This window comes from Nonomuraea rosea (assembly GCF_039539705.1).
Taxonomy (GTDB): Bacteria; Actinomycetota; Actinomycetes; order Streptosporangiales; family Streptosporangiaceae; genus Nonomuraea; species Nonomuraea rosea.
Genome location: NZ_BAABDQ010000019.1, coordinates 26,702 through 52,152 on the forward strand (window position 1 = coordinate 26,702; position 25,451 = coordinate 52,152).

The following is a 25,451-nucleotide window of genomic DNA, read 5'->3' on the forward strand; positions in this document are numbered from 1 at the left end:
TTCCACTCCACACCCCCCTGAGGAGCCAGAGAGTGAACCCCAAACTCAGGTTGGGGGCTGCCGCAATGCTCGCGTTAGCCCTGACCACCAGCTCGCTGACGGCGGCCGCGAGCACCCGGACCGCGCAGGCCGAACCGCCCACCCCCGACGAGCGCAGGAACGCGATCTCCACGACGCACAGCGCGATCCTCGCCGGCCCGGCGGCGCTGATGGCCTCCGAGAAGGACACGTTCACGCTGACGTCGACCGTGGCCGGCGTCCGTGGCCGGCAATATCTCACCTACGCTCGCACGTACGAGGGCCTGCCCGTGTACGGCGGCGACGTGATCGCCGCCACCGACGACTCCGGCGCGGTGATCACCACACTGACCACCGGGCAGCGCACCGAGATCGCGGTGAGCACCGAGCCGAAGGTCGCCGCCCCCGCCGCCGCGCTGACGGCCAGGGCCAGGGTGGCCAGGCCCCAGACGGTCGCCACCCCCGTGCTCTCCGTCCACGCCGCCACCGCCAGACCCCGCCTGGCCTGGGAGGTGGCCGTCGCGGGCGGCACCGCGGCCGGGCACGAGACCCGGATGCACGTCTTCGTGGACGCGGTCACCGGCAAGGTGATCGACGCATGGGACGACGTGCGCGACGGCACCGGCAGCGGCTACTACAACGGCACCGTCACCATCGACACGACGCCCTCGTACACGATGCGCGACCCCCGCAGGAGCGGCGTCGCGTGCGGCGGCCAGAACGGCACGCCGTACACGAAGACCACCGACACCTGGGGCAACGGCTCGGGCACGAACCTGGAGACCGCCTGCGTGGACGCCCTGTACGCCGCGCAGCGCGAGTGGGACATGCTGCGGGACTGGCTCGGCAGGAACGGCATCAACGGCCAGGGCGGCGGATATCCCTCCCGCGTCGGGCTGAACGCGGTCAACGCGTACTGGAACGGCTCCTACGGCTCGTTCGGCCACAACTCCGCCAACAGCCAGCAGCTCACCTCCATGGACGTGGTCGGGCACGAGTTCGGCCACGGCATCTTCCAGTTCACCAGCGGCGGCGCGGGCAGCGGCAACGAGACCGGCGGCATGAACGAGTCCACCGGCGACGTCTTCGGCGCGCTCACCGAGGCCTTCGCGAACAACCCGAACGACCCGCCGGACTACCTGGTGGGCGAGGAGGTCAACCTGTCGGGCTCCGGCCCGATCAGGAACATGTACAACCCGGCGGCGCTCGGGCATCCCAACTGCTACAGCGCCTCCATCCCGAGCACCGAGGTGCACGCCGCGGCCGGGCCCCAGAACCACTGGTTCTACCTGGTAGCCGAGGGCACCAACCCGTCGGGCAAGCCCGCCAGCACCCGCTGCGACAGCGGTGCGGCGATCACCGGCATCGGCATCCGCAAGGCCGGCGAGGTCTTCATGTCCGCGCTGAACACCAAGACGCAGCCGTGGACGCACGCCAAGGCGCGGGTGGCCACCCTGCAGGCCGCCAAGACGCTGTATCCGGGCAGCTGCACCGAGTTCAACGTGGTCAAGAGCGCCTGGGACGGCGTGAGCGTCCGCGCCCAGTCCGGCGAGCCGACCTGCCAGCAGGGCGCCAACGACTTCTCGGTCGGGCTGGAGCCCGCCTCCGGCAGCGTCACGCCGGGGCAGAGCGCCACCACCACGGTCCGGACCACGGTGACCGGCGGCTCGGCCCAGTCGATCACCCTGCGTGCCGGAACGCTGCCCGCCGGCGTGACGGCCGCGTTCAGCCCGGCCACGATCACCGCCGGTCAGACCTCGGCCCTGACGCTCACCACGTCGTCGAGCAGCCCTCAGGGCAACCACGCCATCACGATCACGGCCGACGGCGCCGACGTGGACCGGCAGGCCACGTACAACCTGCGGATCGGGCAGACCTCCCAGGACGACTACTCCTTCGGCGTGAGCCCGTCCTCCGCCTCCGTGCAGGCGGGAGCCTCCGCCACCGCGACGATCAGCACGCAGGTGACCTCCGGCCAGGCGCAGAGCGTCACGCTGTCGGCGGGCAACGTGCCGCAGGGCGTGACCGTCGGCTTCAGCCCGCAGACGATCACGGCCGGCCAGTCGTCCACGGTGACGATCACGACCACGAGCGGCGTCACGCCGAGCACCTACGCCATCAGCCTCAACGGTGACGGCGCCAGTGCCGACCACTCGGCCTCGTTCAGCCTGACGGTGGGCGGCGGCCAGGGCACCACGTGGCAGACGTACACGGCCTACGCCGTCGGCCAGACCGTCACCTACCAGGGCGTCAGCTACCGCTGCCGGCAGGCGCACACCAGCCTGCCCGGCTGGGAGCCGCCCAACACGCCCGCGCTCTGGCAGCGGGTCTGAACGCACAAGCTGGGCGGTCACGCCGGGGTGGCCGCCCTCCGGGCGAGCAAGCCTGACTCCACGAGCCGCCGCGCGCGGGCCGACCTGCCATGACCGGTCCGCGCGCGGCCTTTCGCATTCCGGAACGGCAGATCGGCACGCGACAACACCCCCATGGCGGCACTAGGCTTGCGGACATCACCGGCGAAACCGTGCGGGAGAGCACCCTGACAGCCGGTCAGGTGTCCCTGAAGGAGCAAGCCCTCCCCGCGAACCTCTCAAGGCAAAGGACCGCACGGACTAGGTGACCTCTGGAAAGCAGGCCTGCGGGGCCTCGCCGAAGGTGAAAGTCCGGTAAAACTCGGGCGAAGCTCTCAGGCACCCATGACAGAGGGGGAGGATGCTGGCATCCAATCCTGTCCTGAGGTGCGACAAATGTCCCGACCTACACCGCTACGTGACGTTCACCAGAGCCTCGGCGCGACGCTGACCGACTTCGCGGGGTGGCTCATGCCGCTCCGGTACGGGAGCGAGTCCGCGGAGCACAAGGCCGTTCGCGAGGCGGCCGGGCTGTTCGACCTCTCGCACATGGGCGAGATCTTCCTGACCGGCCCCCAGGCCGGCGAAGCCCTGGACTACGCCCTGGTCGGTCATCTGTCGGCGCTGGCGCCCGGACGGGCCAGGTACACCATGATCGTCAACGAGCGGGGCGGGGTGCTCGACGACCTCATCGTCTACCGGCTCGGCGACGAGGAGTTCATGGTGGTGGCGAACGCCTCGAACTACGAAAAAGTCGGGCACGAGCTGAAAAATCGTGCCAAGGCGTATGACGTGGTGGTTGAGGATCGGTCGGACCAGTACGCGCTGATCGCCGTACAGGGCCCGCGCTCCCAGGAGATCCTCGCCACGCTCACCGACGCCGACCTGGCCGGGCTCAAGTACTACGCGGGCCTGCCCGGCCTGGTGGACGGGCGGCAGGCGCTCATCGCGCGCACCGGCTACACCGGCGAGGACGGGTTCGAGCTCTTCGTGGCCAACCAGGACGCCGTCCCGCTCTGGAACGCGCTCACCGCGGCCGGCGAGCCGTACGGACTCCAGCCCGCGGGCCTGTCCAGCCGGGACACGCTCCGGCTTGAGGCGGGCATGCCTCTGTACGGCAACGAGCTCGGCGCCGACCTGACCCCGTTCGACGCGGGGCTGGGCAGAGTGGTGAAATTCGACAAGCCCGGCGACTTCGTCGGCAGGTCGGCACTCGAGGCGGTCAAGGACGATCCGCCCCGGCGCCGGCTCGTCGGCCTGGTCGCGCAGGGCCGCCGGGTGCCGCGCCATGGCTACCCGGTCACCAAAGACGGCGCCGTCGTCGGCGAGGTCACCAGCGGTGCGCCCTCCCAGAGCCTGGGGCGGCCCATCGCGATGGCCTATGTGGACACCGGCGCCGAAGCAGGCCTGGCCGTGGACATTCGGGGCAGCCATGAACCTATGGACCTGGTTGAGCTGCCCTTTTACAGGAGGAACAAGTGAGCAACATCCCTGACGACCTCAGCTACACCAAGGAGCACGAGTGGGTTGCCGGGCTCGACGACGGTCTCACCGTGACCGTGGGCATCACCGCCTTCGCCGCCGAATCCCTTGGTGACGTCGTCTTCGTGCAGCTCCCCGAGGTCGGCGCGGCCGTCGAGGCGGGCGACTCCGTCGGCGAGGTGGAGTCGACCAAGTCGGTCAACGAGATCTACGCGCCGGTCGGCGGCGAGATCGTCGAGGTCAACCAGGCCATCGTGGACGACCCCGGTCTGGCCAACAGCGACCCGTACGGTGAGGGCTGGATGTTCCGGATCCGCATCGAAGGCGACCCGGAGGACCTGCTGTCCGCCGAGGAGTACACGGCGCTCACCTCCGGCGAGTCCTGACCGAACCAACGAGAAGCCGGGGTCCCGCACCGGGCCCCGGCCCTTCATGAAGGGCGCACATCAATGGCGATCAGCGTCTTCGACCTCTTCAAAATAGGCATCGGCCCGTCGAGCTCCCACACGGGAGGCCCGATGGCGGCCGCGCACAAGTTCGCCCGCGGGCTGGCGGACGACGGGCTGCTCGACCAGGTCGCCCGGGTCCAGACCATCCTGTACGGCTCCCTCGGCCTGACCGGCAAGGGCCACGGCAGCGACAAGGCGGTCCTGCTCGGCCTCTCAGGCGAGAAGCCCGAACTGGTCGACGTGGACACCATTGACGCCCGCATCACCGCCATGCGCGAGTCGGGCACGGTCAAGCTGTACGGCACGCACGAGATCCCGTTCGTCATCGGCGAGGACCTCGTCTTCGAACGCAAGATCTCCCTCCCCGAGCACCCGAACGGCATGCGCTTCACCGCCTGCGACGCCGCGGGCGGCACGCTCAGGGAGAAGGTCTACTTCTCGGTCGGCGGCGGCTTCGTCGTGGACGAGAAGGCCACGGGCGCCGACCGCATCAAGCCGGACGACACCGTGCTGCCCTACCCCTTCACCACCGGCGAGGAGCTGCTCAAGCACTGCTCGAGCACGGGCCTGTCGATCTCCGCGCTCATGCTGGAGAACGAGAAGGCCTTCGGCCGTACGGAAGAGGAGATCCGCGCGGGCATCCTGCGGCTCTGGCAGGTCATGTCGGACTGCGTGCGCCGCGGCATCTCCAGGGAAGGCGTCCTGCCCGGCGGTCTCAAGGTCAAGCGCCGCGCCAACCAGCTGCACCGCCGCCTGCAGTCGGAGCCGCCCGAGAAGGACCCGCTGCAGGCCATGGACTGGGTGACGCTGTTCGCCCTGGCGGTCAACGAGGAGAACGCGGCCGGCGGGCGCATCGTCACCGCCCCCACCAACGGCGCCGCGGGCATCATCCCGGCCGTGCTCACGTACTACACCCGCTTCACCCCGCACGCGGACGACGAGGGCGTGGTCCGCTTCCTGCTCACCGCCGCCGCGATCGGCGTGCTGTTCAAGGAGAACGCCTCGATCTCGGGCGCCGAGGTGGGCTGCCAGGGCGAGGTGGGCTCGGCCTGCTCGATGGCCTCCGCCGCGCTCACCGAGGTCCTCGGCGGCACCCCCGAGCAGGTGGAGAACGCCGCCGAGATCGGCATCGAGCACAACCTGGGGCTGACCTGCGACCCGATCGGCGGCCTGGTCCAGATCCCGTGCATCGAGCGCAACGCGGTGGCCTCCAACAAGGCCATCACGGCGGCCAGGATCGCCCTGCGCGGCGACGGCAAGCACTACGTGGCACTCGACAAGGCCATCAAGACGATGCGCGACACCGGCCGGGACATGCTCGACAAGTACAAGGAGACGTCGCGAGGCGGTCTGGCCGTCAACGTGATCGAATGCTGACGACCCGATTCGTGGCTGAAGTGCGAACACCGAGTGGAGCTTTGCGATGACGAACCCAGTGCTGGCACGGCAGGAGTGCGCGGCGACCGTCCTGGGCGGGCCCACCGCCATCATCGATCTCGGCGGCCTGCGCATCGTCACCGACCCGACCTTCGACGACGCCGGGCCGCAGGGCTACCTCACCAAGACCGCCGGTCCGGCCGCGACCGAGGACGAGGTGGGGCCGGTCGATCTCGTGCTGGTCAGCCACGACCTGCACCCTGACAACCTCGACGTGCGCGGGCGCGCCTTCGCGCTGGCCGCGCCGCTGGTCCTCACCGGCCCTGCCACCGCGAAGCGGCTCGGCTCTCCGGCGATCGGCCTGGCCCGGTGGGCCTCCCACTTCCTCCCCCGTCCGGACGGCGAGGGCGAGCTGACGGTTCTGGCGGTGCCCGCGGTGCACGGCCCCGAGGACGGCGAGCGCGACGGCGACGGCAACGTCAACTGCGAGGTCACCGGGTTCGTCCTGGCCGGGCGGGGCCTGCCCACCGTGTACGTCAGCGGCGACAACGCCTCGATCCGTACGGTGGCCGAGATCTCCCGCCGGGTGCCGGAGATCGACGTGGCCGTGCTGAATGCCGGGGCGGCCCGGGTCCCGGCGAAGTTCAGCGGCCGTCCCCTGTCCCTGGACAGCCGCCGGGCCGGGGCCGCGGCCGCGATCCTGGGTGCGTCGGTCGTGCTCGCGGCGCACTACGACGGATGGGCCCACTTCTCGGAGGGCCGCGCCGACCTGGAGCTGGCCTTCGAGGAGGCGGGCTTGTCGTCGTTGCTGCGGATGACCGAGCACCGGACCTGGGTGCCGCTCAAAGCCTGACCCGCCCAGGTCACGGCCTGGGCGGGCGTCCAGGGCCGGGATCGGGCGTCGGGGCGCGGTTTCGGCCGGTACGCCTGGCTGGGTGCCGGTCAGCGGCGGACGTGCAGCCGTACGAGCGTGGCCGCCTCGTCGTCGCGGACCTCACGGCGGATCTTGCCGACGATGTCCTGGTCCAGCTTGCCCACCACCGCGCCCACGTCGGCGGCCGACGGGCAGGTCAGGCCGATGCGCAGGCCGTCCTCGCCGACCCGCACCCCCGCCCGGCCCAGCCCCTCCACGCCCTTGAGCCCGACGAACAGCATCGCCGTCCCCGTACCGTTGTGCGCGCCCCGACGGCCCCAGCCCAGGCAGAGCAGCAGCCAGCGCAGCGCGACCAGGGCCAGGAGCAGCAGGCCGAGCGCGAGCAGCCACAGCGGCCAGGGCTCGTCGGCGAGCACCCGATAGGTCTGGGCGGGCAGGACCCTGGCATTGGGCGGCAGGTCGAAGAACCGGTCCTGGCCGCGCAGCCACGCATACCCGCCCAGGGCCGCCAGCGTGCCCCCCACGACGGCCAGCCCGACGCGATTGCCCGCATACTGCCGGATCGACCGCCCGTTCCCGCTCGCCATCACGACCCCTCCCCGCTCGCCGTCACAGGCCCTTCCTGCGCAGGCGGACCACGACCTCACCGGTGCCGAGCGTGCCCACGCCCGCCAGCCGGTCCCCCACGGCGGTGCCCACCTGCCTGAGCATCGCGCCCGAGCTCTCCGCCCCCGTCACCACGGTGACCTCGATGGTGCGCCTGCGCAGCCGTACCGACGCCTTGTCCACCCCCGGCACCTGCTGGGCGGCCGCGCGCAGCGTGCGCCGAAGCCCGGAACGGGTGATGCCGATGACGATCAGCGGGTCGGACGTCTCCACCGGCACCAGCCTGGAACGTCCGGGCACGACCGCCAGCAGCAGCATCAGCAGGCCCGCCCCCGCCACGAACATGGCCGCGTCGGACAGCTCCGGCCACGTGGTCTTGCCCGCGGCCTCGACGATCTCGTTCACCGGCACCCAGCCCAGCGGCTCTCCGAGCAGCCCGGACACCACCTCGGCGGCGGTCGCCCCCAGTCCCGCGGCCAGCGCGAGCGCCACGGCCGCGCCGGGGACGGCACGGGCCGGCCTGAGCGCCCTGCTCGCCCTGCGCAGCCCGGTGTGCTGCGTGGTGACGGCGGCACCGGGCAGTATCTGCTGAAGCGTGGTCATCACAACGACAGACGTACATGGATCCCGCATCGCCTGAACCGCGCCCTCGCCGCCCATTTGCCCGAACATTACGGGGCCACGGACTATCATGAACAACTCTCATGTTCATTTGCCCCATATGCCGTTACGCTGCCGGTATGGATGACCGCCAGCGCTACGACAGCGCCACCGCGGCGCTCGAACCGCCATTCGCCATCCTCGACCTGGCCGCCCTGCGAGCCAACGCGGCGGACCTCGTACGGCGCGCGGCGGGCAAGCCCATCCGGGTGGCCAGCAAGTCGGTACGCAGCCGCCCGGTGCTCGAACGCATCCTGGCCATGGACGGCTTCCAGGGCATCATGGCCTTCACGCTGCCCGAGGCGCTGTGGCTCGTCTCGCACGGGTTCACGGACATCCTCGTGGCCTACCCGACGGCCGATCGCGCCGCCCTCGCCGCCCTCGCCGGGGACACGCGAGCCGCGGAGCAGATCGCGGTGACCGTCGACTCCCCCGCCCACCTGGACTTCATCGAGGCCGCCGTGTCCGGGGCCCACCCACGCGCGGAGATCCGGGTCTCCATCGACCTCGACGCCGGATACGTCGCCCTGGGCGGGAAATTCCGGGCGGGCGCACTCCGCTCCCCGATCCGCGAGCCGGAGGAGGCCGCCGAGCTGGCCGCCGCCATCGCCAAGCGCCCCGGGTTCCGCGTGGCCGGGCTGATGGCGTACGAGGCCCAGATCGCCGGCGTCGGCGACGCCCCGCCCGCGAACGCCGCCTACACCCGCGCCATCAGGCTCATGCAGGCGCAGTCCGCGAGAGACCTCATCGTCCGGCGCGGCCGCATCGTGAACGCCGTCCGCCGCGTCACCGACCTCGACTTCGTCAACGGCGGCGGCACCGGCTCCATCGAACGCACCGTACGCGAGAAGGCGATCACGGAGGTGGCGGCCGGATCAGGGTTCTTCCACCCGAGGCTGTTCGACTTCTACCGCCACTTCGAGGGGCGTCCGGCCGCCCTGTTCGCGCTGCCGGTGGTGCGCCGGCCGGGCCCGGCCGCGGTGACGGTGCTCGGGGGCGGCTACCTGGCCTCGGGCGCTCCGGGGCCGAGCCGCCTGCCCCAGCCGTACCTGCCCGCCGGTCTGCGCTACACCCCGGACGAGGGCGCGGGCGAGGTGCAGACCCCGCTCCTCGGCCAGGCCGCCCAGGACCTGCGCATCGGGGACAGAGTGTGGTTCAGGCACGCCAAGGCGGGCGAGATGTGCGAACGCTTCGACACGCTGCACCTCATCGACGGCGACACCGTCGTGGAATCGGCCCCCACCTACAGAGGCGAAGGCCGCACCTTCCTCTGACCGAACCCCACGGGATTCCGGCACCACCGACCGCGTCGCGCCGCCGGCCCCGCACCCAGCCGTACGGATTCAGCGGCGCTTGCGTCGCCGCCAGAGCATGATCGCGGCCCCCACGACCAGCACCGCCCCGATCCCGATCAGCACCGGCGCCAGGTCGGGCCGCTCGTCCTCCCACACCCGCTCGGGATCGTCCGCGTATTCAACCGGCCGCGCCGTCACGCCGAGCGCGTCCCCCACCGAAGCCACGAAGTGCCCGGCCCTGCTCTTGACGTCGGCCACCGTGCGCTCGGCGACCCGCTTGGGGCTCACCCGGTCGGCAATGGCGTCGACCGTCTGCGCCAACTCCGCGCGCGTCTGCGCGATCCGCCGCTCGAGCTCGTCGGGATCGGTGTCAGCCATGGCTCTCCTCTCGACCGTACGCGTGGCCGCGCCCGCTCCGCGTGCCGTGCGAGCTCCGTCCGTTCTGGTCGTGATCAGTCTGTCAGGTCAGGGCGCCGTACGGCACGGCGGCCAGGCCGGTAGGTTGGCGGGAAGAACTCAGGAGGGCCCATTGACCGAAACCAAGCTCGCGCCCGGCGACGCCGCGCCCGAGTTCACGCTACCCGCCGCCGATGGCAGCACCGTCTCCCTTGAGAGCTACCGCGGCAAGCGAGTGATCCTCTATTTCTACCCTGCCGCGATGACGCCCGGCTGCACCAAGCAGGCCTGCGACTTCCGCGACAACCTCGGCCAGCTCGCCGCCGAAGGCTTCGTCGTGCTCGGCGTGTCGAAGGACAAGCCGGAAAAGCTTGCCAAATTCACCGAACGCGACGCGCTGACCTTCCCCTTGCTGTCGGACCCCGAGCTGGCCGTGCACCAGGCGTACGGGGCATACGGCCCCAAGAAGCTGTACGGCAAGCTGATGGTGGGCGTCATCCGCTCGACGTTCGTCATCGACGGCGACGGCAAGGTGGAGCAGGCCCTCTACAACGTGAAGGCCACCGGCCACGTGGCCTCGCTCAAGAAGAAACTCGGCCTGTCCTGACGCGCCGACGGGCCCTCTGCCCGAGGGCCCGCTTCGGAATGAAAGCGATATTTGACGCGCATACGGCAAGTGCTTTTCAGTGCGAAAACGTCAGGGGCCTTTTCTAGGCTTGGCGCCATGGCAGCGTACATCAAGTATTCCCGCGAATTGCTCGCGGAAGCGGCCGCCGACTCGCGCAGCGTCGCCGACGTGCTGCGGCATCTGGGGATCAAGTGGACCGGTGGCAGTCATGCCCACATCAGCCGGCGGCTGAAGCACTTCGGCATTGACACGTCCCACTTCGTGGGCCAAGCCCATGGCAAAGGGCGGCGTTCGCCGGCCCTTCGCTCCTACCAGCAGGTTCTCGTGCTTCGACCGCCCGGATCCATTCGCGAGAAGGCGCCCGTGCTGCGGCGCGCTCTTTGTGAAGCCGGGATCCCGTACGCGTGCGCAGGCTGTACGATTGGCAGCACGTGGCATGGAAGGCCGCTGACGCTCCACGTCGACCACATCAACGGTGACTGGCTCGACAACCAAACGGAGAATCTGCGCTTTCTGTGCCCAAATTGCCATTCTCAGACCGATAATTTCGCGGGTAAGGGAAAGGCGAAAAAGGGGTCGTAGCCCAATGGCAGAGGCGCAGTCTTTAGGTGGCTGTTAGTGTGGGTTCGAATCCCACCGGCCCTACAACAACTATCAAACGGTGGAGTTCAGCCGTTGTCATCGCCCGGGCATCGGCTGATGACCCTGGACGCGCTATCCCGTGCGCGTCGGCATGGGAGTGGGCACGACGGTGAGGGTCGGGACGGGTTTGGGCACCACGTACGGCGGTGCGACGCAGACGACCCCGTCAGGCCCCGGGCGGCAGCTCGGCTCGATGCGCTGCGGATACGGATAGGGGTAGCCGCCCTCGCGGCGATGCCCGAAGCCCGGATAGTCCTCCCAGTACGCCGGGCGCATGTCGTCCCGGTGTCCGAGGTTGCTGACGATCGCCACCGTGGTGCCGCCGAGCAGGGCCCCGAGCACGAGGCCGAGCAGGCCGGCGCCGATGATCTGAGCCGGCTTCTGCCGGACGAAGTCCCGGAAGGAGTCGGAGCGCGGAGGCGGCCCGTAGGCCGGCAGTCCTGGCATGGTGTGCGCGTTCGAGAGGTATTCCTGCTGGGAGCCTGGGGTCGTGTGCCCGCCCCTGAGCGGCTCACTTCCCGCGGCCTGCCCGTACCTCAGCCCGCCGAGCAGGCGCGCTCCCGCTCGTCCGGCTGATCCTCAGCTGAGTGGGCTCGGTCCGGCTGGTGGGCTCTGTCCGGCTGGTCCCCGGCCGGGTGGTGAGCTGTGGTCTCCGACGGGGTCGGGTCGCGCGGTGCTTCCTCTTCACCGCGCGACCCGGCGTCGCGATCATGATCCGCCATCACGATCTCCCTTTACTCGCCCTCCAGGGGGCGCTCCCAATAGCTAGGATGCCGAATTCACCGTAAGCCTGGCGTAAGACTCAGGCCATGTAAGACCTGGGTCGTAGTCGCACTTCAGCCTCCAGGCGGACCAATGCCGGGCTGGAGCTACATATCGTGATGGTGTGTTCGGCAAGGTACGGGCGTGGTCGAGACGCCATGAGAAGCTGGCAGGCGCCTTCCGCGTCGCGCCGCTGGCCGCGTTGTGCTTGATCCTGGCGATCCCGTACGCCAGTGCCAATCCGCCGAGCAGCGGCCTGTATCCCAGCGTGAGCGGCTACCTGATCCTGTCGGCCCTCCTGCTGGTGCCGCTGACCTGGCGAGATCGGCCGCTCAGCGCGTTCGCCGTCATCTCGCTGATCAGCTTCGGGCAGTGGCTGGCGGACGTGCCCACGCTGCCCGCGAACCTCGCCGTGCTCGTCGCGCTCTGGACGGTGGCCTACACGTGCTCGTTCCGCTGGGCGCTGGCGGCGGGGCTGGTGGCGGAGCTGGGGGTGTTCCTGGCGCTGGTCGATTGGTCCTCGGTCACGTTGGGGATGTTCTTCAGCGGCTCGATCTTCGTGGTCACGGTCTGGCTGACCGGCCTGTACGCCAGCACGCGCAGGCGCTACCTGGAGGGCCTGGAGGAGCGCGCGGAACGGGCGGAACGCGAGCGGGACCAGCAGGCCAGGATGGCCGCCGCGGCCGAGCGGGCCAGGATCGCGCGGGAGTTGCACGACGTCGTGGCGCACAACGTCAGCGTGATGGTGGTGCAGGCCGACGGCGCGGGATTCGCCATGGACAGCGACCCCGAGCAGGCCCGCCTCGCCGTCAGGAACATCTCCAAGACCGGCCGCGCCGCCCTCGCCGAGATGCGCAGGCTGGTCGGCGTCCTGCGGGAGAACGAGAGCGGCGCCACCGACTACACCCCGCAGCCCGGTCTGGGACAGCTCGACGATCTCGTACGCGGCTCGGCCGTGCCCGCGTCGCTGCGGGTCGGCGGCGTGCCGGGCGAGCTGCCCGAGGGTCAGCAGCTCGCCGTCTACCGCATCGTCCAGGAAGCCCTCACGAACGCGCTCAAACACGGCGGCCCCGGCGTCCACGCGACCGTGGAGATCGACTACGGCTCCGAGGTGGTCGTCCGCGTGACCGACGACGGCAGGGGCGCGGCGGCGCCGCTGAGCGCCGACGGCCACGGCCTGATCGGGATGCGCGAGCGGGTCGGCATGTACGGCGGCGCCATGTCGGCGGGGCCCCGGCAGGGCGGCGGCTTCGAGGTGCTGGCCAGGTTGCCCATGGTCAAAGCGGCATAGAAGGAGGCGACCGGGTGATACGCGTGATGCTCGTCGATGATCAGGAGCTGTTGCGGGCCGGGTTCAAGATGGTGCTCGGAGCCCAGCGGGACATCGAGGTGGTGGCGGAGGCCTGCGACGGCGCCGCGGCGCTGGAGCTGCTGGCCGACGTCGAGGTGGACGTCGTGCTCATGGACGTCCGCATGCCGAACATGGACGGCGTCGAGGCCACCAGGCGGATCGTGGGGCCGAAGGTGCTGATCCTGACCACGTTCGACCTGGACGAGTACGCGTTCTCGGCGATCAAGGCGGGCGCGGCCGGGTTCCTGCTAAAGGATGTGCCGCCGGCCGACCTGGTCAACGCCATCAGGCTCGTGCACGCGGGGGACGCCGTGGTGTCGCCGAGCACGCTGCGGCGGATGCTGGACAGGTTCGCCGCCCAGCTGCCGACGGAGGAGCTTGCCCCTGCGACCGAGCTGACGCCGCGCGAGCGGGAGGTGCTGCTCATGGTGGCGCGCGGGCTGTCCAACATGGAGATCGCCGGCGGCCTTGAGGTGGCGGAGGCGACCGTGAAGACGCACTTGGGGCGGGTGCTGGCCAAGCTGGGGCTGCGGGACCGCGCCCAGGTGGTCGTGTACGCGTACGAGGCCGGCCTCATCGTGCCGTCACACCGCCCGGCCGACCGGCCGTTCGGCCGGCCCGTCGATGGCGCGCCCCATCAGCCGAAAGTCTGACCGGGGTCATCCACGGTGCTACGCGAAGTCCCTCCTCAAGACCCATAGATACCGAAATTTCCACTCCTAGCGTGGTTCGCGTTGATAAATCACGACAAGGAGTGAACGTGACGCTCACCGAAACGCCACGCCAAGCCCCTCCGGCCGTGGTGGCCGGCGACCTGACCAAGGTGTACGGCGAGGGCGACGCCCGGGTACACGCCCTGCGCGGCGTGACCGTGTCCTTCGCGACCGGCGCGTTCACCGCCATCATGGGCCCATCGGGATCCGGCAAGTCCACGCTGATGCACTGCCTGGCCGGTCTGGACACCGCCACGTCGGGCACCGTGCACATCGGCGACGTGGAGCTGACCGGCCTCACCGACCGCCGGCTCACCCTCCTGCGCCGCGAGCGGATCGGGTTCGTCTTCCAGGCGTTCAACCTGCTGCCCACACTGACCGCCGAGCAGAACATCCGGCTCCCCCTGGAGATCGCCGCCCGCCAGGCGGACCAGCAGCTGTTCGACCGGGTGATCGAGACCGTCGGGCTGAAGGACCGGCTCGCCCACCGTCCGAGCGAGCTGTCGGGCGGGCAGCAGCAGCGCGTGGCCGTGGCCAGGGCCCTGATCAGCAAGCCCCAGGTGATCTTCGCCGACGAGCCGACCGGGAACCTCGACTCCCGCAGCGGCGCCGAGGTCCTGTCCTTCCTGCGCACGTCGGTGCGCGAGCTGGGCCAGACCATCGTCATGGTCACGCACGACCCGGTGGGCGCCGCGTACGCCGACCGTGTGGTCTTCCTCCGTGACGGCGAGCTGGTCACCGAGATCGCCGCGCCGACGCCGCAGTCCGTACTGGACACGCTCGTGAAGCTGGAGGCGTGAGGTGCTGAGGACGGCGCTGGCCGGGCTGCGCGCGCACCGGCTGCGGCTGCTGCTCACCTCCCTGGCGATCATGCTGGGGGTGGGTTTCATCGCGGGCACGTTCATCCTGAACGACACCATCCAGGCAGGTTTCTCCCAGCGGGTCACGGCCGACGCGGGCAAGGTGGACGTCGTCGTGCTCCTCAAGGAGCAGGACACCGCGCTGACCGAGCAGATCCTTGACCGGGTACGCGCTCTGGACGGAGTCACCGAGGCCCAGGGCCTGATCCGCGGCACCGCCCCGCTGCTGGGCAAGAACGGCAAGACCGCCGGGAACGCCCCCACCACCGCCCTGTCCGTCGTACGCGGCCCGCTCGACCGCACCGCGATCGTCTCCGGCACCGGGCCCGGCACCGACGACCAGGCCGCCGTGCTGGACAAGAACACCGCCAAGGCCCAGGGCTTCCAGGTGGGCGACACGATCACGGTGCTGGACAGCCGCCAGGCAGCGCACCGGTTCAAGCTCGTCGGCCTGCTCGACCCCGGCGTGGACCAGGAGCTGGCCTACACCGGCGCGCTCGGCTTCACCTCGGCCACCACGCGGCGGATGACCGGCGTGCAGGGCTACAGCGAGATCGACGTCGCGGGGACCGCTCCCGGGCTGGAGCAGGCCGTCGCGGCCGCCGTCGGCGACGGGTACGCGGTCAAGACCGGTGCCGAGCTGGCCGACGACCTGGCCAAGGCGGCCGGGGTGGAGATGCAGGCGTTCACGGTGGGCCTGCTGATGTTCGGGATCGTGGCGATGATGGTGGCCGCGCTCGTCATCTACAACACCTTCAACATCCTCGTCGCGCAACGCACGCGGGAGATGGCGCTGCTGCGCTGCATCGGCGCGACGCGAGGGCAGGTGTTCGGCTCGATCGTGCTGGAGTCCGTCGTGGTCGGCGCGATCGCCGCCGTGCTGGGTCTCGCCATCGGGTACGGCCTGGCCGCGCTCACGCTGGTGGCGCTCGCCGCGTTCGACGCCCCGCTGCCCACCGACGCGGCCGTCACGCTGACGCCGGGCACGATCGCGATCGGCCTGGCCGTGGGCCTGCTGGTCACCCTGGGCGCGGCCCTGCTGCCCGCCAGGTCGGCGACCCGGGTCCCGCCCATCGCGGCGCTGCGCAGCCAGGTGGAGGAGCGGACGTTCCGCGCCGGGCTGCTGCGCGGGGTCTTCACCGCCCTGTTCCTGCTGGCCGGGCTCGGGACGACCGCCGCGGGCGCGCTGATGTTCCAGCCCGGGGATACGGTCGCGCTCTTCACCGTGATGGCCGGGGGTGCGCTGACGTTCCTCGGGGTGCTGGTCCTCGGCCCGGTGCTGGTCAAACCACTGACAGCGGTGGCCGGCTGGATCCCGCGCAAGATCTTCGGGGTGCCGGGCCGGCTCGCGGTGAACAACGCCGCGCGCAACCCCAAGCGGGCCGCGACCACGGCGGTCGCGCTGACGATCGGCGTGACGCTCATGACGCTGATCTCGGTGGTCACCGACTCCACCCGGTTGACGGTGACCTCCAAGCTCGACGACCAGTTCCCCATCGACTATCTGCTGGCCGGCCAGCTCCGCGACTCCATCATCCCCAGGTCGGTGGCCGACGAGCTGCGTACCAGGCCCGAGCTCGACTCGGTGGCGCAGATCCGCGAGGCCAGGGCGGCCGTGGCGGGCGCGGGCGCGAGCAGCCGCTTCGACGTGGGCACCTACAGCGGGCCGATCGAGCCGTACCTGGCCGCGGGCTCCATGAACGGCTTCGGCGCGGGTCAGGTGGCACTGGACGAACGCACCGCCACGCAGCTCGGCGTGCGGATCGGCGACTCGGTGTCGCTCACGACGAAGCGGGCGGGCAAGGTCGCGCTTCGGGTCGTCGCGCTGCTCGACGGGGACCAGTCGCAGCTGCCGCCGGTCACGGTCGCGCAGGCGCCGTTCGACGCCTACTTCGGCGCGGTGCCCGACTCCCGCGTGATGATCGGCATCAAGGACGGCGTGCCGCCCGAACGGGCCCGCGCGGTCGTGGACGCCGCCACCGCCGCGCATCCGGTCGTTCAGGTGTCGAGCTCGACGGAGATCCGCGGGCAGTTCGACGAGACGCTCGACATGGTGCTCATGATCATCACTGGGCTGCTCGGGCTGGCGATCCTGATCTCGCTGCTGGGCATCGCGAACACGCTCTCGCTGTCGGTGCACGAGCGCACGAGGGAGTCGGCGCTGCTGCGGGCGCTGGGGCTGACCAGGGCGCAGCTGCGCGCGATGCTCTCGATCGAGGCACTGGTGCTGGGGCTCATCGGGGCGCTGGTCGGGGTCGTGCTCGGGGGCGTCTTCGGGTGGGCCGCCATGATGGCGCTGCTGAACGGGCCGCTGTTCGCGGTGCCTGTGCTGCAGATCGCGCTGTTCGTGGTGCTCTCGGGGCTGGCGGGGGTGCTGGCCGCCGTGCTGCCCGCCCGCCGCGCCGCACGTGCCTCGATCGTGGAGTCCTTGGCGACGAGCTGACTTGCTCGGGACGAAAGCCCTCTTAGACGAATAAAACCGAAATATCCGGATAGAGGGGATGTGCGGGCTACCCCGGCACGCGTCCGCTCCCGGCAGCCCGCATCCAGAGGGTCGGGCGTCTCATGGGGGCGGCGCCCGGCCTTCCCCCGGACGCGGGGGGTCGTGCGGCCTCAGCGCAGGTGCCGGCCGCAGCAGCGGGTGACCACATCACGAGGTACGACCTCACCGGCGTCGTGCGGCCACATCACGAGGTACGACCTCAGCGTTGGGTACGGCCTCAGCGTGGGGTGCGGCCGGGCCAGAGGTCGGCGACCGTCTCCGGATCCAGCAGCGGCCGGGCCACCACCTCACCGGTGGCCCGGTCGATCACGATGCACCCACCCCCGACGGTCTCCGGCAGCCTGGCCGGATCGTCGGGGTCGAGCTCCCGCACCCAGGCGACATATCCGTCACCGAACCCGTGCACCCCCACCGGCACCGCCTCCCCCGGCGGGCGCACCCCGTTGAAGTACTCCTCAGCCAGCGCCCTGGCCTGGTCCAGATTCATCTCGGCCGTCCCCGCCGGTCGAGTATCACGCAGAACACCCCGGTCACCGTCGTGTACGGCGGCTCGACCGACATGTAGCCCCGCTGGGCGTCGATCCAGATCACCTCGCCGCCGGAATTGACGGCGTTCCAGGCGTGGGAGCCGCCGCCCGGCCAGCGCACCACGATGACGGCACTCGCTCCGTGGCCCGCGTCGAGCAGCCGCCGCGCCATGGCCGGGTAGGCGTGCCGCCCCTGGCCCAGGTACTGCAGCCGCTGCCCGACCCATTGCTCGATCCGGTTCACGCTGCCCCGCTCGCCGGTCAGCACCGGGCGGCCGATCCTGTCGTACTCGGGCAGCCTGGGGGCGGCGGTCGCGGGCTCGCCGTACCAGGTGGACAGCACGGCCAGCGCGCAGTCGGCGGCGTTGGAGGCCCTGAACGGGTCGTCGGCGGGACCTCCGCCGTTGACCAGCCGTACCCAGGTGCCGCGCGGGTCGGGGAAGCGCGCACCGGGCGGCAGCGCGTCGGCCAGGTCCCGCTCCACCTGCGGGTCCGGCTGGGCCAGCCCGCCACGCACGCCGTACGGGCGGCAGTCGGCGAGCCTCGGCGGCCGCTCGGGCAGCTCGAACCAGTCATCCTCCGGAACGGCCTCACCCGGCCCCCGAGCCGCACGAGCCTCCCCGGACCTCCCGAAGTCCCCGAGCTCCCCGAGCCCCCCAGGCTTCCCGAGCTCCCCGAGCTTCCCGAGCCCCCCAGGCTTCCCGAGCTCCCTGGGCTTCCCGAAGTCCCCGGGCTTCCCGAAGTCCCCGGACGCACGACGATGCGCATCGTCCGGCAGCTTGAGATCACCGAGCCAGAGGCCACCAGCCGCCTCCAAGCCCTCTAAGGCGGTCCAGCCACCCTGAAAGACGCCCCTCTCCACCGAAACAGCGCCAAACCCCCCACCGGCACCCGAGCCAGCGCCGGTCCTGGCGCTACTGCCACCCCCTACCTCCATGCCACCGCTTGGCTGAGCACCGGTGCCGACGCCAGGTCTCCTGGCGCTGCCGGAGCTAGCACCGCTGCCAACCCCAGGCCCGACGCCGTTCCTAGACCTGGCGCTGGGACCAGCCCCGGACCCTCTGCCGCTACCGGGCCCAGCGCCGCTGCCCGCGCCGGAGCCAAAGCCGGGGTCGACGTCGCTGCCGCCAGCGGAGCCAAGGTCGGGACCGGTCGTGCCGGCGGCACTGACGGTGCCAGGGTCGGCGCCCAGGCCGGGCCGGGCCCATGGGGCCTGGTCGGTGCCGGGGCCGGTGACGCCCGAGCCGGTGACGCCACCAGTCGCGCCAGAGCCCAGACCAGGCCAGATCCCGGGGCCCTGGTCGGCGCCGGAGCCGGTGATACCCGAGCCCACGACGCCACCAGTCGCGCCAGAGCCGGCGCCCAAACCAGGCCAGGCCTCTGGGCCCTGATTGGCGCCGGAGCCGGTGATGGAGCCGGTGATACCCGAGCCCGCCACACCGCCCGTAGCACCAGCGCCAAAGCCAGGCCAGATCCCGGAACCCGAGTGGGCTCCGGGGCCGGTAGCGCCGAGACCAGTTGTACCGAGACCGGTAGCACCGAAACCCGGAGTACCGGGGCCAGTCGTGCCGGGGTCAGTCGTGCCGAGCCTCGTGGTGCCGGGGCGGGTCGGGTCGGTGGCGTTGGGGTGGGTGGCCGGGTCGGTGGTGGGGTTGGGGTGGTGCGTGCCGGGGTCGGCGTCAGGGTCGGCGGCCGACTCGTAGTCGAGCCATCGCACCCCTTCCGCCACCACCGGGTTGTACTGCCCGTCTGGAAGGACCCACCGGACGCTCGGCTTACGCTCGCGGAACACGGCTGCCTCCTGTCGTACTCGACGACCGATCGTAGAGGGGCCACCGTGACAGGGAGGCGAAGTCAGGAAGATTCGCCGCCAGAACCACCCGCCGGACCTGCGCATACAGTCCAAACCATGACGAACGCTCAGGCGACCTTCACCGTGATCGTGTGCCAGCCGGTGGCGCCGTCGGGCGCGGGCGGCGCTTCCTGTTCGACCTGGGTATACCCGGCGGCATCGGTCGCGCGCACCTGGATCGTGTGCTGCCCCGCCGTGGCGTCCCAGTCGATCGACCACTGCCGCCAGGTGTCGGGCCCCGGCACCTGGGCCAGCTTCGCCTGCCGCCATTCCTGGCGATCGACCCGCACCTCCACCGCGTCCACCCCGGTGTGCTGTGCCCACGCCACCCCGGCGATCGTGACGCGCCCGGCCTTGAGCGAGTCACCCGATTTGGGGACATCGATCCGCGACTGGGTCTTGATCGGCCCCTTGGCCGACCATCCACGCGGCGTCCAGTACGCCTCGTCCCTGTCGAACCTGGTCACCTTGACGTCCACGACCCACTTGGTCGCCGACACGTACCCGTAGAGCCCCGGCACCACCTGGCGCACCGGGAAGCCGTGGTCCACGGGCAGCACCTCGCCGTTCATCGCGATCGCGAACAGCGCTTCGCGGCCGTCCATCACCACGTCCACAGGGGTGCCGCAGGTGAAGCCGTCCTCGGAGGTGGACAGGAGCATGTCGGCGTCGGACCGGAGCCCGGCCTGGCGCAGCACCTCGGACATGCGGACGCCGAGCCAGCGGGCGTTGCCGGCGTACTCGCCGCCGACCTCGTTGGAGACGCAGGTCAGCGTGACGTCCGCCTCGGTGAGCGGCATCTTCAGCAGGTCGGCGTACGTCAGCTCGACCGGCCGGTCGACCAGGCCGTGGATGCGCAGCTTCCACGTGTTCGGATCGACCTGGGGGACGACGAGCGCGGTGTCGACCCTATAGAAGTCCTGATTTCTCGTAATAAAGGGGGAAAGGCCGTTGATGCGGAGGTCCGCGCCCGCCGGGATGGGCTTGGCGAGGGTCGCCGGCTTCGGCAGCGCCACACCGACCCGCGCCGCGTCCACCGCCTGCCGCCCGCCGAGCTGCCGTCCGAGCACCGTGGCCGCCCCCGCGACCACCACGCCACCGGCGACCCCGGTCAGCAGCTTCCGCCGATCGAACGCCCGCAGATCCGCCCCGGCCCGCATCACCGCAGGCCGCTCCACCTCAGCGGACCGGCCGCTCTCAGCGGATCGCTCAGCCTCAGCGGATCGGCCAGTCTCAGCGGACCGGCCGGCCCCCACCGGCCGCTCAGCCGCGTCGCCGGTGACGTCCCCGGGGATGTCCCCCGTGACGGTCCCGGCATCGGCGGCGTCCGCGTCAGAGGGCCCGGTGTCGCCGGCACGAGCCGCCCCACCGGTCGCGCGGCGGAGGAGCCAGGACAGGGCCCAGGCGCCGACGGCCACGCCGACCACGGTCGGCAGCACGTCCAGCACCCCCGCGTCCGGCCGGGTCAGCACCGCGAGCACCCCGACCACACCGAACGCCGCCAGCCCCGCGACGCCGTACACGGACCTGCGCCGCGCCAGCACCCCGATCAGGGCGGCGACCAGCGCGAGCACCACAAGCACGCCCCCGACCAGGACCGCCTTGTCGTTCTCGCCGAACGTCCTGATCGCGAAATCCTTGACCGGCGCCGGCGTCAGATCGACGGTCACATCGCCCACGGCGACGACGGGAAAGGTCTCAGGCCCGACGAGCCCGGCTGCGAGTTGCGCGACCCCGAGAGCCACGCCTCCGGCAACCAGTCCGGCCAGCGCTCCCGCCCAAGCGGGCACCATCTCATTCCTCTGCACAATGCGAAGGTACGTCGCCCCGGGCCAAGGGGTTCTTACGCGATGGTTACGAGCTGAGCAGCTCTCGGACGATCGGCGCCAGCGCGCGGAAGGCGCGGCCCCGGTGACTGATGGCGTCCTTCTCCTCCGGCGCCATCTCAGCCGTGGTGCGCTCCTCGCCGTCGGGCACGAGGATCGGGTCGTAGCCGAACCCGTTGGTCCCCCGCGGCGTGGTGACCAGGCGGCCGGGCAGCAGGCCCTCGACCACCCTGGACTCCCCCGACGGCAGGGCCAGCGCCGCGACACAGGTGAAGTGCGCGGTCAGCAGGCCGGCGGGCACGTCGGAGACCTGCGCGAGCAGCAGGTCGAGGTTGGCCTGGTCGGCGCCGTGCCGCCCCGACCAGCGGGCGGAGAAGACGCCGGGCATGCCGCCGAGCACGTCGACGCACAGCCCCGAGTCGTCGGCGACCGCGGGCAGCCCGGCGCCCTGCGCCACGGCGTGCGCCTTGAGCAGGGCGTTTTCCTCGAACGTGACCCCGGTCTCGGCGATCTCGCCGATGGCGGGGAACTCCTCGAGCCCGACGATGTCGAACCCGGCCAGGATGCGCCGAAGCTCCGCGATCTTGCCCGGGTTGCGGGTCGCCAGCACGATCTTCATGAGCCCAGGGCCTCCTGCTGGATCAGGGTGAGCTCCTCGCAGCCGGCCACGGCCAGGTCGAGGAGCTGGTCGAGCGCCGCGCGGTCGAAGGGGGCGCCCTCGGCGGTGCCCTGCACCTCGACGAAGCTGCCCTCACCGGTCATCACGACGTTCATGTCGGTCTCGGCGGCGACGTCCTCGGTGTAGCAGAGGTCGAGCATCGGCACCGCGCCGACCACTCCGACGGAGACGGCCGCGACCGAGCCGATCAGCGGGTCGCCGGGGCACATCCGCCGCTCGCGCATCCAGGAGATCGCGTCGGCCAGCGCGACATAGGCGCCGGTGATGGCGGCGGTCCTGGTGCCGCCGTCGGCCTGCAGGACATCGCAGTCGAGCAGAATGGAGTTTTCGCCCAAAGCTTTGTAATCGACGCAAGCGCGCAGTGAGCGCCCGATCAAGCGCGAAATCTCGTGGGTCCTGCCGCCGATTTTCCCGCGGACCGATTCGCGATCGTTACGGGTATTGGTCGCCCTGGGCAACATCGCGTATTCGGCCGTAACCCAGCCCTGGCCGCTGCCTCTTCGCCAACGGGGCACGCTGTCCTGGACCGAGGCCGCGCACAGAACCCGGGTGCCGCCGAATTCGACCAGCACCGAGCCTTCGGCATAGGTGAGCCATTGCCTGGTGATGGTAATGGGACGGAGCTGGTCAGGGTTGCGGCCATCCTGTCGGGACATGCAGTTCACCCTATCTCCGGGGCACGACACTCTTGACCAAATGTGTCCGCCACATGGATCCTTACGCAATGACAACGGGGGTGTTGCGAAACCCTGACTTCCTCCGGTTCCTCAGTTCGCACGTAGCGAACGAACTCGGGGCGAATATCTCACGCGTGGCGCTCCCGCTGGTGGCCGTGCTGGTTTTGCATGCCGGCCCCGCGGAGGTCGGGCTGCTGTCGGCACTGCAGACGACCGCGTTCCTGCTGATCGGCCTGCCTGCGGGGGTATGGGTCGACAGGATGCGCAAGCGGCGCGTGATGATGGCCTCGGATCTGGCGAGGTTCCTGATGATCGGGAGCATTCCGCTGGCGGGCGAAGCAGGGCTGCTGTCGATCGGGATGATGTTCGTGGTCGCGCTGCTCGCGGGGGTGGCGCAGGTCTTCAACGACGTGGCGGATCCGACGTACCTGCCTGAGCTGGTCAGCACCGAGCAGCTCAGCGACGGCAATTCCAAGCTGGAGGTGGTGCGGTCGGGAGCGTTCCTGGCGGGGCCTGGTCTGGGGGGTCTGCTGGTGCAGCTGCTCGGGGCGCCGCGCACGCTGGTCGCCACCGCGGTGGCCGGGCTGGTCTCGGTGCTCTTCCTGAGCACGATCAAGGCCCCGGACAAACCGCCCGCGGTCACCGAGCGCACGCCGCTGATGCGGGGCATCGCAGAAGGGCTCGCGTACATGTGGCGCGACCGGCTGCTGCGCATGTTCGTGGCGACGACGGCGACGGTGAACCTGTGCATCAGCGCGGTGCTGGGGCTGTCGGTGCTGTTCCTGGTCCAGGAGGTCGAGCTGGGGCCGGGCGTCATCGGCCTGCTGCTGATGTCGGGCGGGGTCGGCGGCCTGATCGGCGGGCTCACCGGCGGCTGGCTGTCCAGGAGGTACGGCAGCGCCAGGATGACCTGGCTGGCGATCACCCTGGCCTCGCCCTTCGGCCTGCTGCTGCCCATGACGCAGGCCGACTGGCGCGTGGCGTGTTTCGCGATCACCTCGATGGTGCTCTCGTGGAGCGCCGCCCTGTCGAACGTGGGCCAGATCACCTACCGGCAGACGGTGACTCCCGACCACCTGCTCGGCCGGGTCAACGCCTCGGTCCGGGTCGTCGTCTGGGGGCCCATGGCGCTGGGCGCGCTGCTCGGCGGTCTCGTCGCGCAGCAGATCGGCGTGCGGGAGGCCCTGTGGGTGTTCATGGTGGGCAGGTTGCTGGCGTTCGTCCCGCTGCTGTTCTCGCCGTTGCCACGCATGCGTGACTTCACGGAGGCTCAGGCGAGGTCGTAGACGGCGCCGCTGCGGGCCAGCTCGACCGGGCCGTCGTAGCCACCTCGCGTGGCCTGGTCGAGCACGGTGGCCTGGTCGTTCCACGGGACGAGGTGGGTGAGCACGAGCCGGCCGACGTCGGCCTGGGCGGCGTGCTCGGCGGCCTGGCGGCCGGTCAGGTGCAGGCCGGGCGGCAGGTCGGGGCCGTCCAGGAAGGACGCCTCGCACAGCAGCAGGTCGGCGCCGGTGGCCAGCTTGACCAGCTCGTTCGACTCGCCGGTGTCGCCTGAGTAGGCCACGCTCTTCTCGCCGTTGGCGACGCGGAAGCCGTAGGCCTCGACGGGGTGGTTCACCTGCCGTGCCGTGACGGTGAAGGGGCCGACCTCGAACGTGCCGGGCGCCAGGCCCACGAAGTCGAAGGCGGTCTCGAGTCCGGGCTCTTCCGGCATGCCGTACGCGGCCCACAGCCGGCGCGGCGCGTCAGCGGGCGCGTAGACCGGCACCATCGGGTACGGCGCGGCCGGCCCGTACGTGCGGGCCACGTGATAGCTGCACAGGTCGAGACAGTGGTCGGCGTGCAGATGCGTCAGGCAGATCGCGTCCACGTCGTACAGCCCGATATGGCGCTGGAGCGCGCCGAGTGAGCCGCTGCCGAGGTCGAGCAGCATCCTGAACCCGTCGGACTCGATGAGGTAGCAGGATGCGGGGCTGTCGGGCCCGGGATAGCTGCCCGAGCATCCGACGATGGTCACCTTCATGTGGGCCTCCCGTTAAAGGTAGTACCCCCCACTGGTGCGACTTCGACCACATCGATCTCCGGGCCCAGGAAACGTCGCCCGAGCCGGGCGAAGAGCAGGGAATCGCCGGTGGCGCGGAAACGGTGCCGGGGGGTGGCCTCGCCTCCCGCCGCCAGGCCGCGGTCGTGCAGGATCCGGTAGACGTCCTTGGCCGTCTCGTCGGCGCTGGAGACCAGCGTGACTCCGTCGCCGGCGACGTAGGAGATCGCGCCGGTCAGGAGCGGGTAGTGGGTGCAGCCGAGGATGAGGGTGTCGCACCCGGCGGCCCTGATGGGCTCCAGGTAGTCGCGGACGACCTCGATGAGCTCATCGCTCGTCGTCTCTCCTCGTTCGACGTACTCCACCAGGCGTGGGGCGGCCACGCCGGTGAGCTGTACGTCGGGAGCCGCGGTGAAGGCGTCGTGATAGGCCATGGAGTCGATGGTGGCCCTGGTGGCGATCACACCGACCCTCCCGGTGCGGGTGGCTCGCACCGCGCGCCTGGTGGCGGGCTGGATCACCTCGACGACAGGTACGTCGTAGCGCTCGCGCGCGTCGCGCAGCACGGCGGCGCTGGCGCTGTTGCACGCGATCACGAGCATCTTGACGTCATGCTCGACGAGGTGGTCCATCACCTCCAGGGCGTAGGCGCGCACCTCCGCGAGGCGTTTCGGCCCGTACGGCTGACGGGCCGTGTCGGCCACGTAAGTGATCGATTCGTGGGGCAGCTGGTCGATGATCGCTCTTGCGACCGTCAAGCCGCCGACCCCGCTGTCGAAGATCCCAATACTTGCGTCCGGCACGACTTAGAGGGTAGGCGACCTGCACGATCAACACTGCGTAAGAATGCTCACAGGTGCGTCTCCTGGGCAGGATGCGATG

Annotated in this window: 24 protein-coding genes, 1 tRNA gene and 1 riboswitch; of the genes, 14 read left to right on the forward strand and 11 right to left on the reverse strand. The window is 70.7% G+C overall.

Annotated features, from left to right (window positions below):
* Positions 1-65: 65 nt before the first annotated feature.
* From ABEA43_RS35730 to ABEA43_RS35750, 5 genes are all read left to right on the forward strand, one after another.
* Positions 66-2,351: a M4 family metallopeptidase gene (locus ABEA43_RS35730; RefSeq protein ID WP_345568894.1), complete on the forward strand. Its 2,286-nt coding sequence runs from the start codon at positions 66-68 to the stop codon at positions 2,349-2,351.
* A gap of 184 nt (positions 2,352-2,535) precedes the next feature.
* Positions 2,536-2,634, forward strand: a riboswitch (glycine riboswitch).
* Between the two features lie 131 nt (positions 2,635-2,765).
* On the forward strand, positions 2,766-3,851 hold the full coding sequence (gene gcvT / locus ABEA43_RS35735) for a glycine cleavage system aminomethyltransferase GcvT (protein ID WP_345568896.1): 1,086 nt from the start codon (positions 2,766-2,768) through the stop codon (positions 3,849-3,851).
* Positions 3,848-4,237, forward strand: a complete 390-nt coding sequence (gene gcvH / locus ABEA43_RS35740; RefSeq protein ID WP_345568897.1) for a glycine cleavage system protein GcvH — start codon at positions 3,848-3,850, stop codon at positions 4,235-4,237. The genes gcvT and gcvH overlap by 4 nt, the downstream gene beginning before the upstream one ends.
* A 63-nt stretch (positions 4,238-4,300) precedes the next feature.
* Positions 4,301-5,677, forward strand: a complete 1,377-nt coding sequence (locus tag ABEA43_RS35745; RefSeq protein ID WP_345568899.1) for an L-serine ammonia-lyase — start codon at positions 4,301-4,303, stop codon at positions 5,675-5,677.
* Between the two features lie 46 nt (positions 5,678-5,723).
* Positions 5,724-6,530: an MBL fold metallo-hydrolase gene (locus ABEA43_RS35750; RefSeq protein WP_345568900.1), complete on the forward strand. Its 807-nt coding sequence runs from the start codon at positions 5,724-5,726 to the stop codon at positions 6,528-6,530.
* Positions 6,531-6,619: 89 nt separating this feature from the next.
* Here the strand turns inward: ABEA43_RS35750 and ABEA43_RS35755 are convergent, their stop codons facing one another.
* Positions 6,620-7,141, reverse strand: coding sequence for a hypothetical protein (locus tag ABEA43_RS35755; RefSeq protein WP_345568901.1), 522 nt, complete (start codon positions 7,139-7,141; stop codon positions 6,620-6,622).
* Between the two features lie 19 nt (positions 7,142-7,160).
* On the reverse strand, positions 7,161-7,760 hold the full coding sequence (locus ABEA43_RS35760; RefSeq protein ID WP_345568903.1) for a DUF6286 domain-containing protein: 600 nt from the start codon (positions 7,758-7,760) through the stop codon (positions 7,161-7,163).
* A gap of 137 nt (positions 7,761-7,897) precedes the next feature.
* Here ABEA43_RS35760 and ABEA43_RS35765 point away from each other — a divergent pair, with 137 nt between their 5' ends.
* A complete protein-coding gene (locus ABEA43_RS35765; RefSeq protein ID WP_345568905.1) occupies positions 7,898-9,091 on the forward strand; it encodes an amino acid deaminase/aldolase in 1,194 nt (397 codons plus the stop codon).
* Between the two features lie 69 nt (positions 9,092-9,160).
* Here ABEA43_RS35765 and ABEA43_RS35770 read toward each other — a convergent pair whose 3' ends face one another.
* Entirely contained in the window at positions 9,161-9,490 is a 330-nt protein-coding gene (locus tag ABEA43_RS35770; protein ID WP_345568907.1) for a DUF3618 domain-containing protein, read from the reverse strand.
* A gap of 151 nt (positions 9,491-9,641) precedes the next feature.
* On the opposite strand from ABEA43_RS35770, the gene bcp reads away from it, so the two are divergent.
* From bcp to ABEA43_RS35785, 3 genes are all read left to right on the forward strand, one after another.
* Positions 9,642-10,115 (forward strand): thioredoxin-dependent thiol peroxidase, encoded by a 474-nt coding sequence (gene bcp / locus ABEA43_RS35775; protein WP_345568909.1) that lies wholly within the window; start codon positions 9,642-9,644, stop codon positions 10,113-10,115.
* Between the two features lie 117 nt (positions 10,116-10,232).
* Positions 10,233-10,718, forward strand: a complete 486-nt coding sequence (locus tag ABEA43_RS35780) for a hypothetical protein (RefSeq protein WP_345568910.1) — start codon at positions 10,233-10,235, stop codon at positions 10,716-10,718.
* Positions 10,709-10,781, forward strand: a tRNA-Leu gene (locus ABEA43_RS35785). The genes ABEA43_RS35780 and ABEA43_RS35785 overlap by 10 nt, the downstream gene beginning before the upstream one ends.
* Before the next feature lie 69 nt (positions 10,782-10,850).
* On the opposite strand, the gene ABEA43_RS35790 is transcribed toward ABEA43_RS35785, so the two are convergent.
* On the reverse strand, positions 10,851-11,225 hold the full coding sequence (locus ABEA43_RS35790) for a hypothetical protein (RefSeq protein ID WP_345568912.1): 375 nt from the start codon (positions 11,223-11,225) through the stop codon (positions 10,851-10,853).
* Positions 11,226-11,664: 439 nt separating this feature from the next.
* On the opposite strand from ABEA43_RS35790, the gene ABEA43_RS35795 reads away from it, so the two are divergent.
* From ABEA43_RS35795 to ABEA43_RS35810, 4 genes are all read left to right on the forward strand, one after another.
* Positions 11,665-12,831 (forward strand): sensor histidine kinase, encoded by a 1,167-nt coding sequence (locus ABEA43_RS35795; RefSeq protein ID WP_345568914.1) that lies wholly within the window; start codon positions 11,665-11,667, stop codon positions 12,829-12,831.
* A 14-nt stretch (positions 12,832-12,845) separates the two neighbouring features.
* Positions 12,846-13,544, forward strand: coding sequence for a response regulator (locus ABEA43_RS35800; RefSeq protein WP_345568915.1), 699 nt, complete (start codon positions 12,846-12,848; stop codon positions 13,542-13,544).
* Between the two features lie 107 nt (positions 13,545-13,651).
* Complete coding sequence (locus ABEA43_RS35805; protein WP_345568916.1) at positions 13,652-14,404, forward strand: ABC transporter ATP-binding protein; 753 nt, start codon at positions 13,652-13,654, stop codon at positions 14,402-14,404.
* Between the two features lies 1 nt (position 14,405).
* On the forward strand, positions 14,406-16,907 hold the full coding sequence (locus tag ABEA43_RS35810) for an ABC transporter permease (RefSeq protein ID WP_345568918.1): 2,502 nt from the start codon (positions 14,406-14,408) through the stop codon (positions 16,905-16,907).
* 277 nt (positions 16,908-17,184) lie between these two features.
* On the opposite strand, the gene ABEA43_RS35815 is transcribed toward ABEA43_RS35810, so the two are convergent.
* From ABEA43_RS35815 to rph, 5 genes are all read right to left on the reverse strand, one after another.
* Positions 17,185-17,454 carry a hypothetical protein gene (locus tag ABEA43_RS35815; protein ID WP_345568920.1) on the reverse strand — a complete coding sequence of 90 codons (270 nt, stop codon included), beginning with the start codon at positions 17,452-17,454 and terminating at the stop codon, positions 17,185-17,187.
* Positions 17,451-18,311: a toxin glutamine deamidase domain-containing protein gene (locus tag ABEA43_RS35820; RefSeq protein WP_345568922.1), complete on the reverse strand. Its 861-nt coding sequence runs from the start codon at positions 18,309-18,311 to the stop codon at positions 17,451-17,453. Before ABEA43_RS35820 ends, ABEA43_RS35815 begins: the two co-directional genes overlap by 4 nt.
* A 1,103-nt stretch (positions 18,312-19,414) precedes the next feature.
* The gene (locus ABEA43_RS35825) at positions 19,415-21,154 is read right to left on the reverse strand and encodes a molybdopterin-dependent oxidoreductase (protein ID WP_345568923.1); all 1,740 of its coding nucleotides are present in this window, start codon (positions 21,152-21,154) and stop codon (positions 19,415-19,417) included.
* Between the two features lie 46 nt (positions 21,155-21,200).
* A complete protein-coding gene (gene rdgB / locus ABEA43_RS35830; protein ID WP_345568926.1) occupies positions 21,201-21,791 on the reverse strand; it encodes an RdgB/HAM1 family non-canonical purine NTP pyrophosphatase in 591 nt (196 codons plus the stop codon).
* Complete coding sequence (gene rph, locus ABEA43_RS35835) at positions 21,788-22,507, reverse strand: ribonuclease PH (RefSeq protein WP_345568928.1); 720 nt, start codon at positions 22,505-22,507, stop codon at positions 21,788-21,790. The genes rdgB and rph overlap by 4 nt, the downstream gene beginning before the upstream one ends.
* A 68-nt stretch (positions 22,508-22,575) precedes the next feature.
* Between rph and ABEA43_RS35840 the strand changes: the two genes are divergently transcribed.
* Positions 22,576-23,814 carry an MFS transporter gene (locus ABEA43_RS35840; protein ID WP_345568929.1) on the forward strand — a complete coding sequence of 413 codons (1,239 nt, stop codon included), beginning with the start codon at positions 22,576-22,578 and terminating at the stop codon, positions 23,812-23,814.
* Here ABEA43_RS35840 and ABEA43_RS35845 read toward each other — a convergent pair.
* Together ABEA43_RS35845 and murI are read right to left on the reverse strand one after the other, a co-directional pair.
* Complete coding sequence (locus tag ABEA43_RS35845) at positions 23,799-24,551, reverse strand: MBL fold metallo-hydrolase (RefSeq protein ID WP_345568931.1); 753 nt, start codon at positions 24,549-24,551, stop codon at positions 23,799-23,801. The genes ABEA43_RS35840 and ABEA43_RS35845 overlap by 16 nt on opposite strands.
* Positions 24,548-25,372, reverse strand: a complete 825-nt coding sequence (murI, locus tag ABEA43_RS35850) for a glutamate racemase (RefSeq protein ID WP_345568932.1) — start codon at positions 25,370-25,372, stop codon at positions 24,548-24,550. The genes ABEA43_RS35845 and murI overlap by 4 nt, the downstream gene beginning before the upstream one ends.
* Positions 25,373-25,451: the final 79 nt, after the last annotated feature.

Excerpts from the sequence above, each read along its gene's own strand:
- gcvT (WP_345568896.1), top strand. The coding sequence starts at position 2,766 with ATGTCCCGACCTACACCGCTACGTGACGTTCACCAGAGCCTCGGCGCG.
- ABEA43_RS35815 (WP_345568920.1), bottom strand. The coding sequence starts at position 17,454 with ATGAATCTGGACCAGGCCAGGGCGCTGGCTGAGGAGTACTTCAACGGG.
- rph (WP_345568928.1), bottom strand. The coding sequence starts at position 22,507 with ATGTCCCGACAGGATGGCCGCAACCCTGACCAGCTCCGTCCCATTACC.
- ABEA43_RS35770 (WP_345568907.1), bottom strand. The coding sequence starts at position 9,490 with ATGGCTGACACCGATCCCGACGAGCTCGAGCGGCGGATCGCGCAGACG.
- ABEA43_RS35760 (WP_345568903.1), bottom strand. The coding sequence starts at position 7,760 with ATGACCACGCTTCAGCAGATACTGCCCGGTGCCGCCGTCACCACGCAG.
- rdgB (WP_345568926.1), bottom strand. The coding sequence starts at position 21,791 with ATGAAGATCGTGCTGGCGACCCGCAACCCGGGCAAGATCGCGGAGCTT.
- ABEA43_RS35730 (WP_345568894.1), top strand. The coding sequence starts at position 66 with ATGCTCGCGTTAGCCCTGACCACCAGCTCGCTGACGGCGGCCGCGAGC.
- ABEA43_RS35790 (WP_345568912.1), bottom strand. The coding sequence starts at position 11,225 with ATGCCAGGACTGCCGGCCTACGGGCCGCCTCCGCGCTCCGACTCCTTC.
- ABEA43_RS35845 (WP_345568931.1), bottom strand. The coding sequence starts at position 24,551 with ATGAAGGTGACCATCGTCGGATGCTCGGGCAGCTATCCCGGGCCCGAC.
- ABEA43_RS35745 (WP_345568899.1), top strand. The coding sequence starts at position 4,301 with ATGGCGATCAGCGTCTTCGACCTCTTCAAAATAGGCATCGGCCCGTCG.
- ABEA43_RS35780 (WP_345568910.1), top strand. The coding sequence starts at position 10,233 with ATGGCAGCGTACATCAAGTATTCCCGCGAATTGCTCGCGGAAGCGGCC.
- ABEA43_RS35750 (WP_345568900.1), top strand. The coding sequence starts at position 5,724 with ATGACGAACCCAGTGCTGGCACGGCAGGAGTGCGCGGCGACCGTCCTG.
- ABEA43_RS35765 (WP_345568905.1), top strand. The coding sequence starts at position 7,898 with ATGGATGACCGCCAGCGCTACGACAGCGCCACCGCGGCGCTCGAACCG.
- ABEA43_RS35840 (WP_345568929.1), top strand. The coding sequence starts at position 22,576 with ATGACAACGGGGGTGTTGCGAAACCCTGACTTCCTCCGGTTCCTCAGT.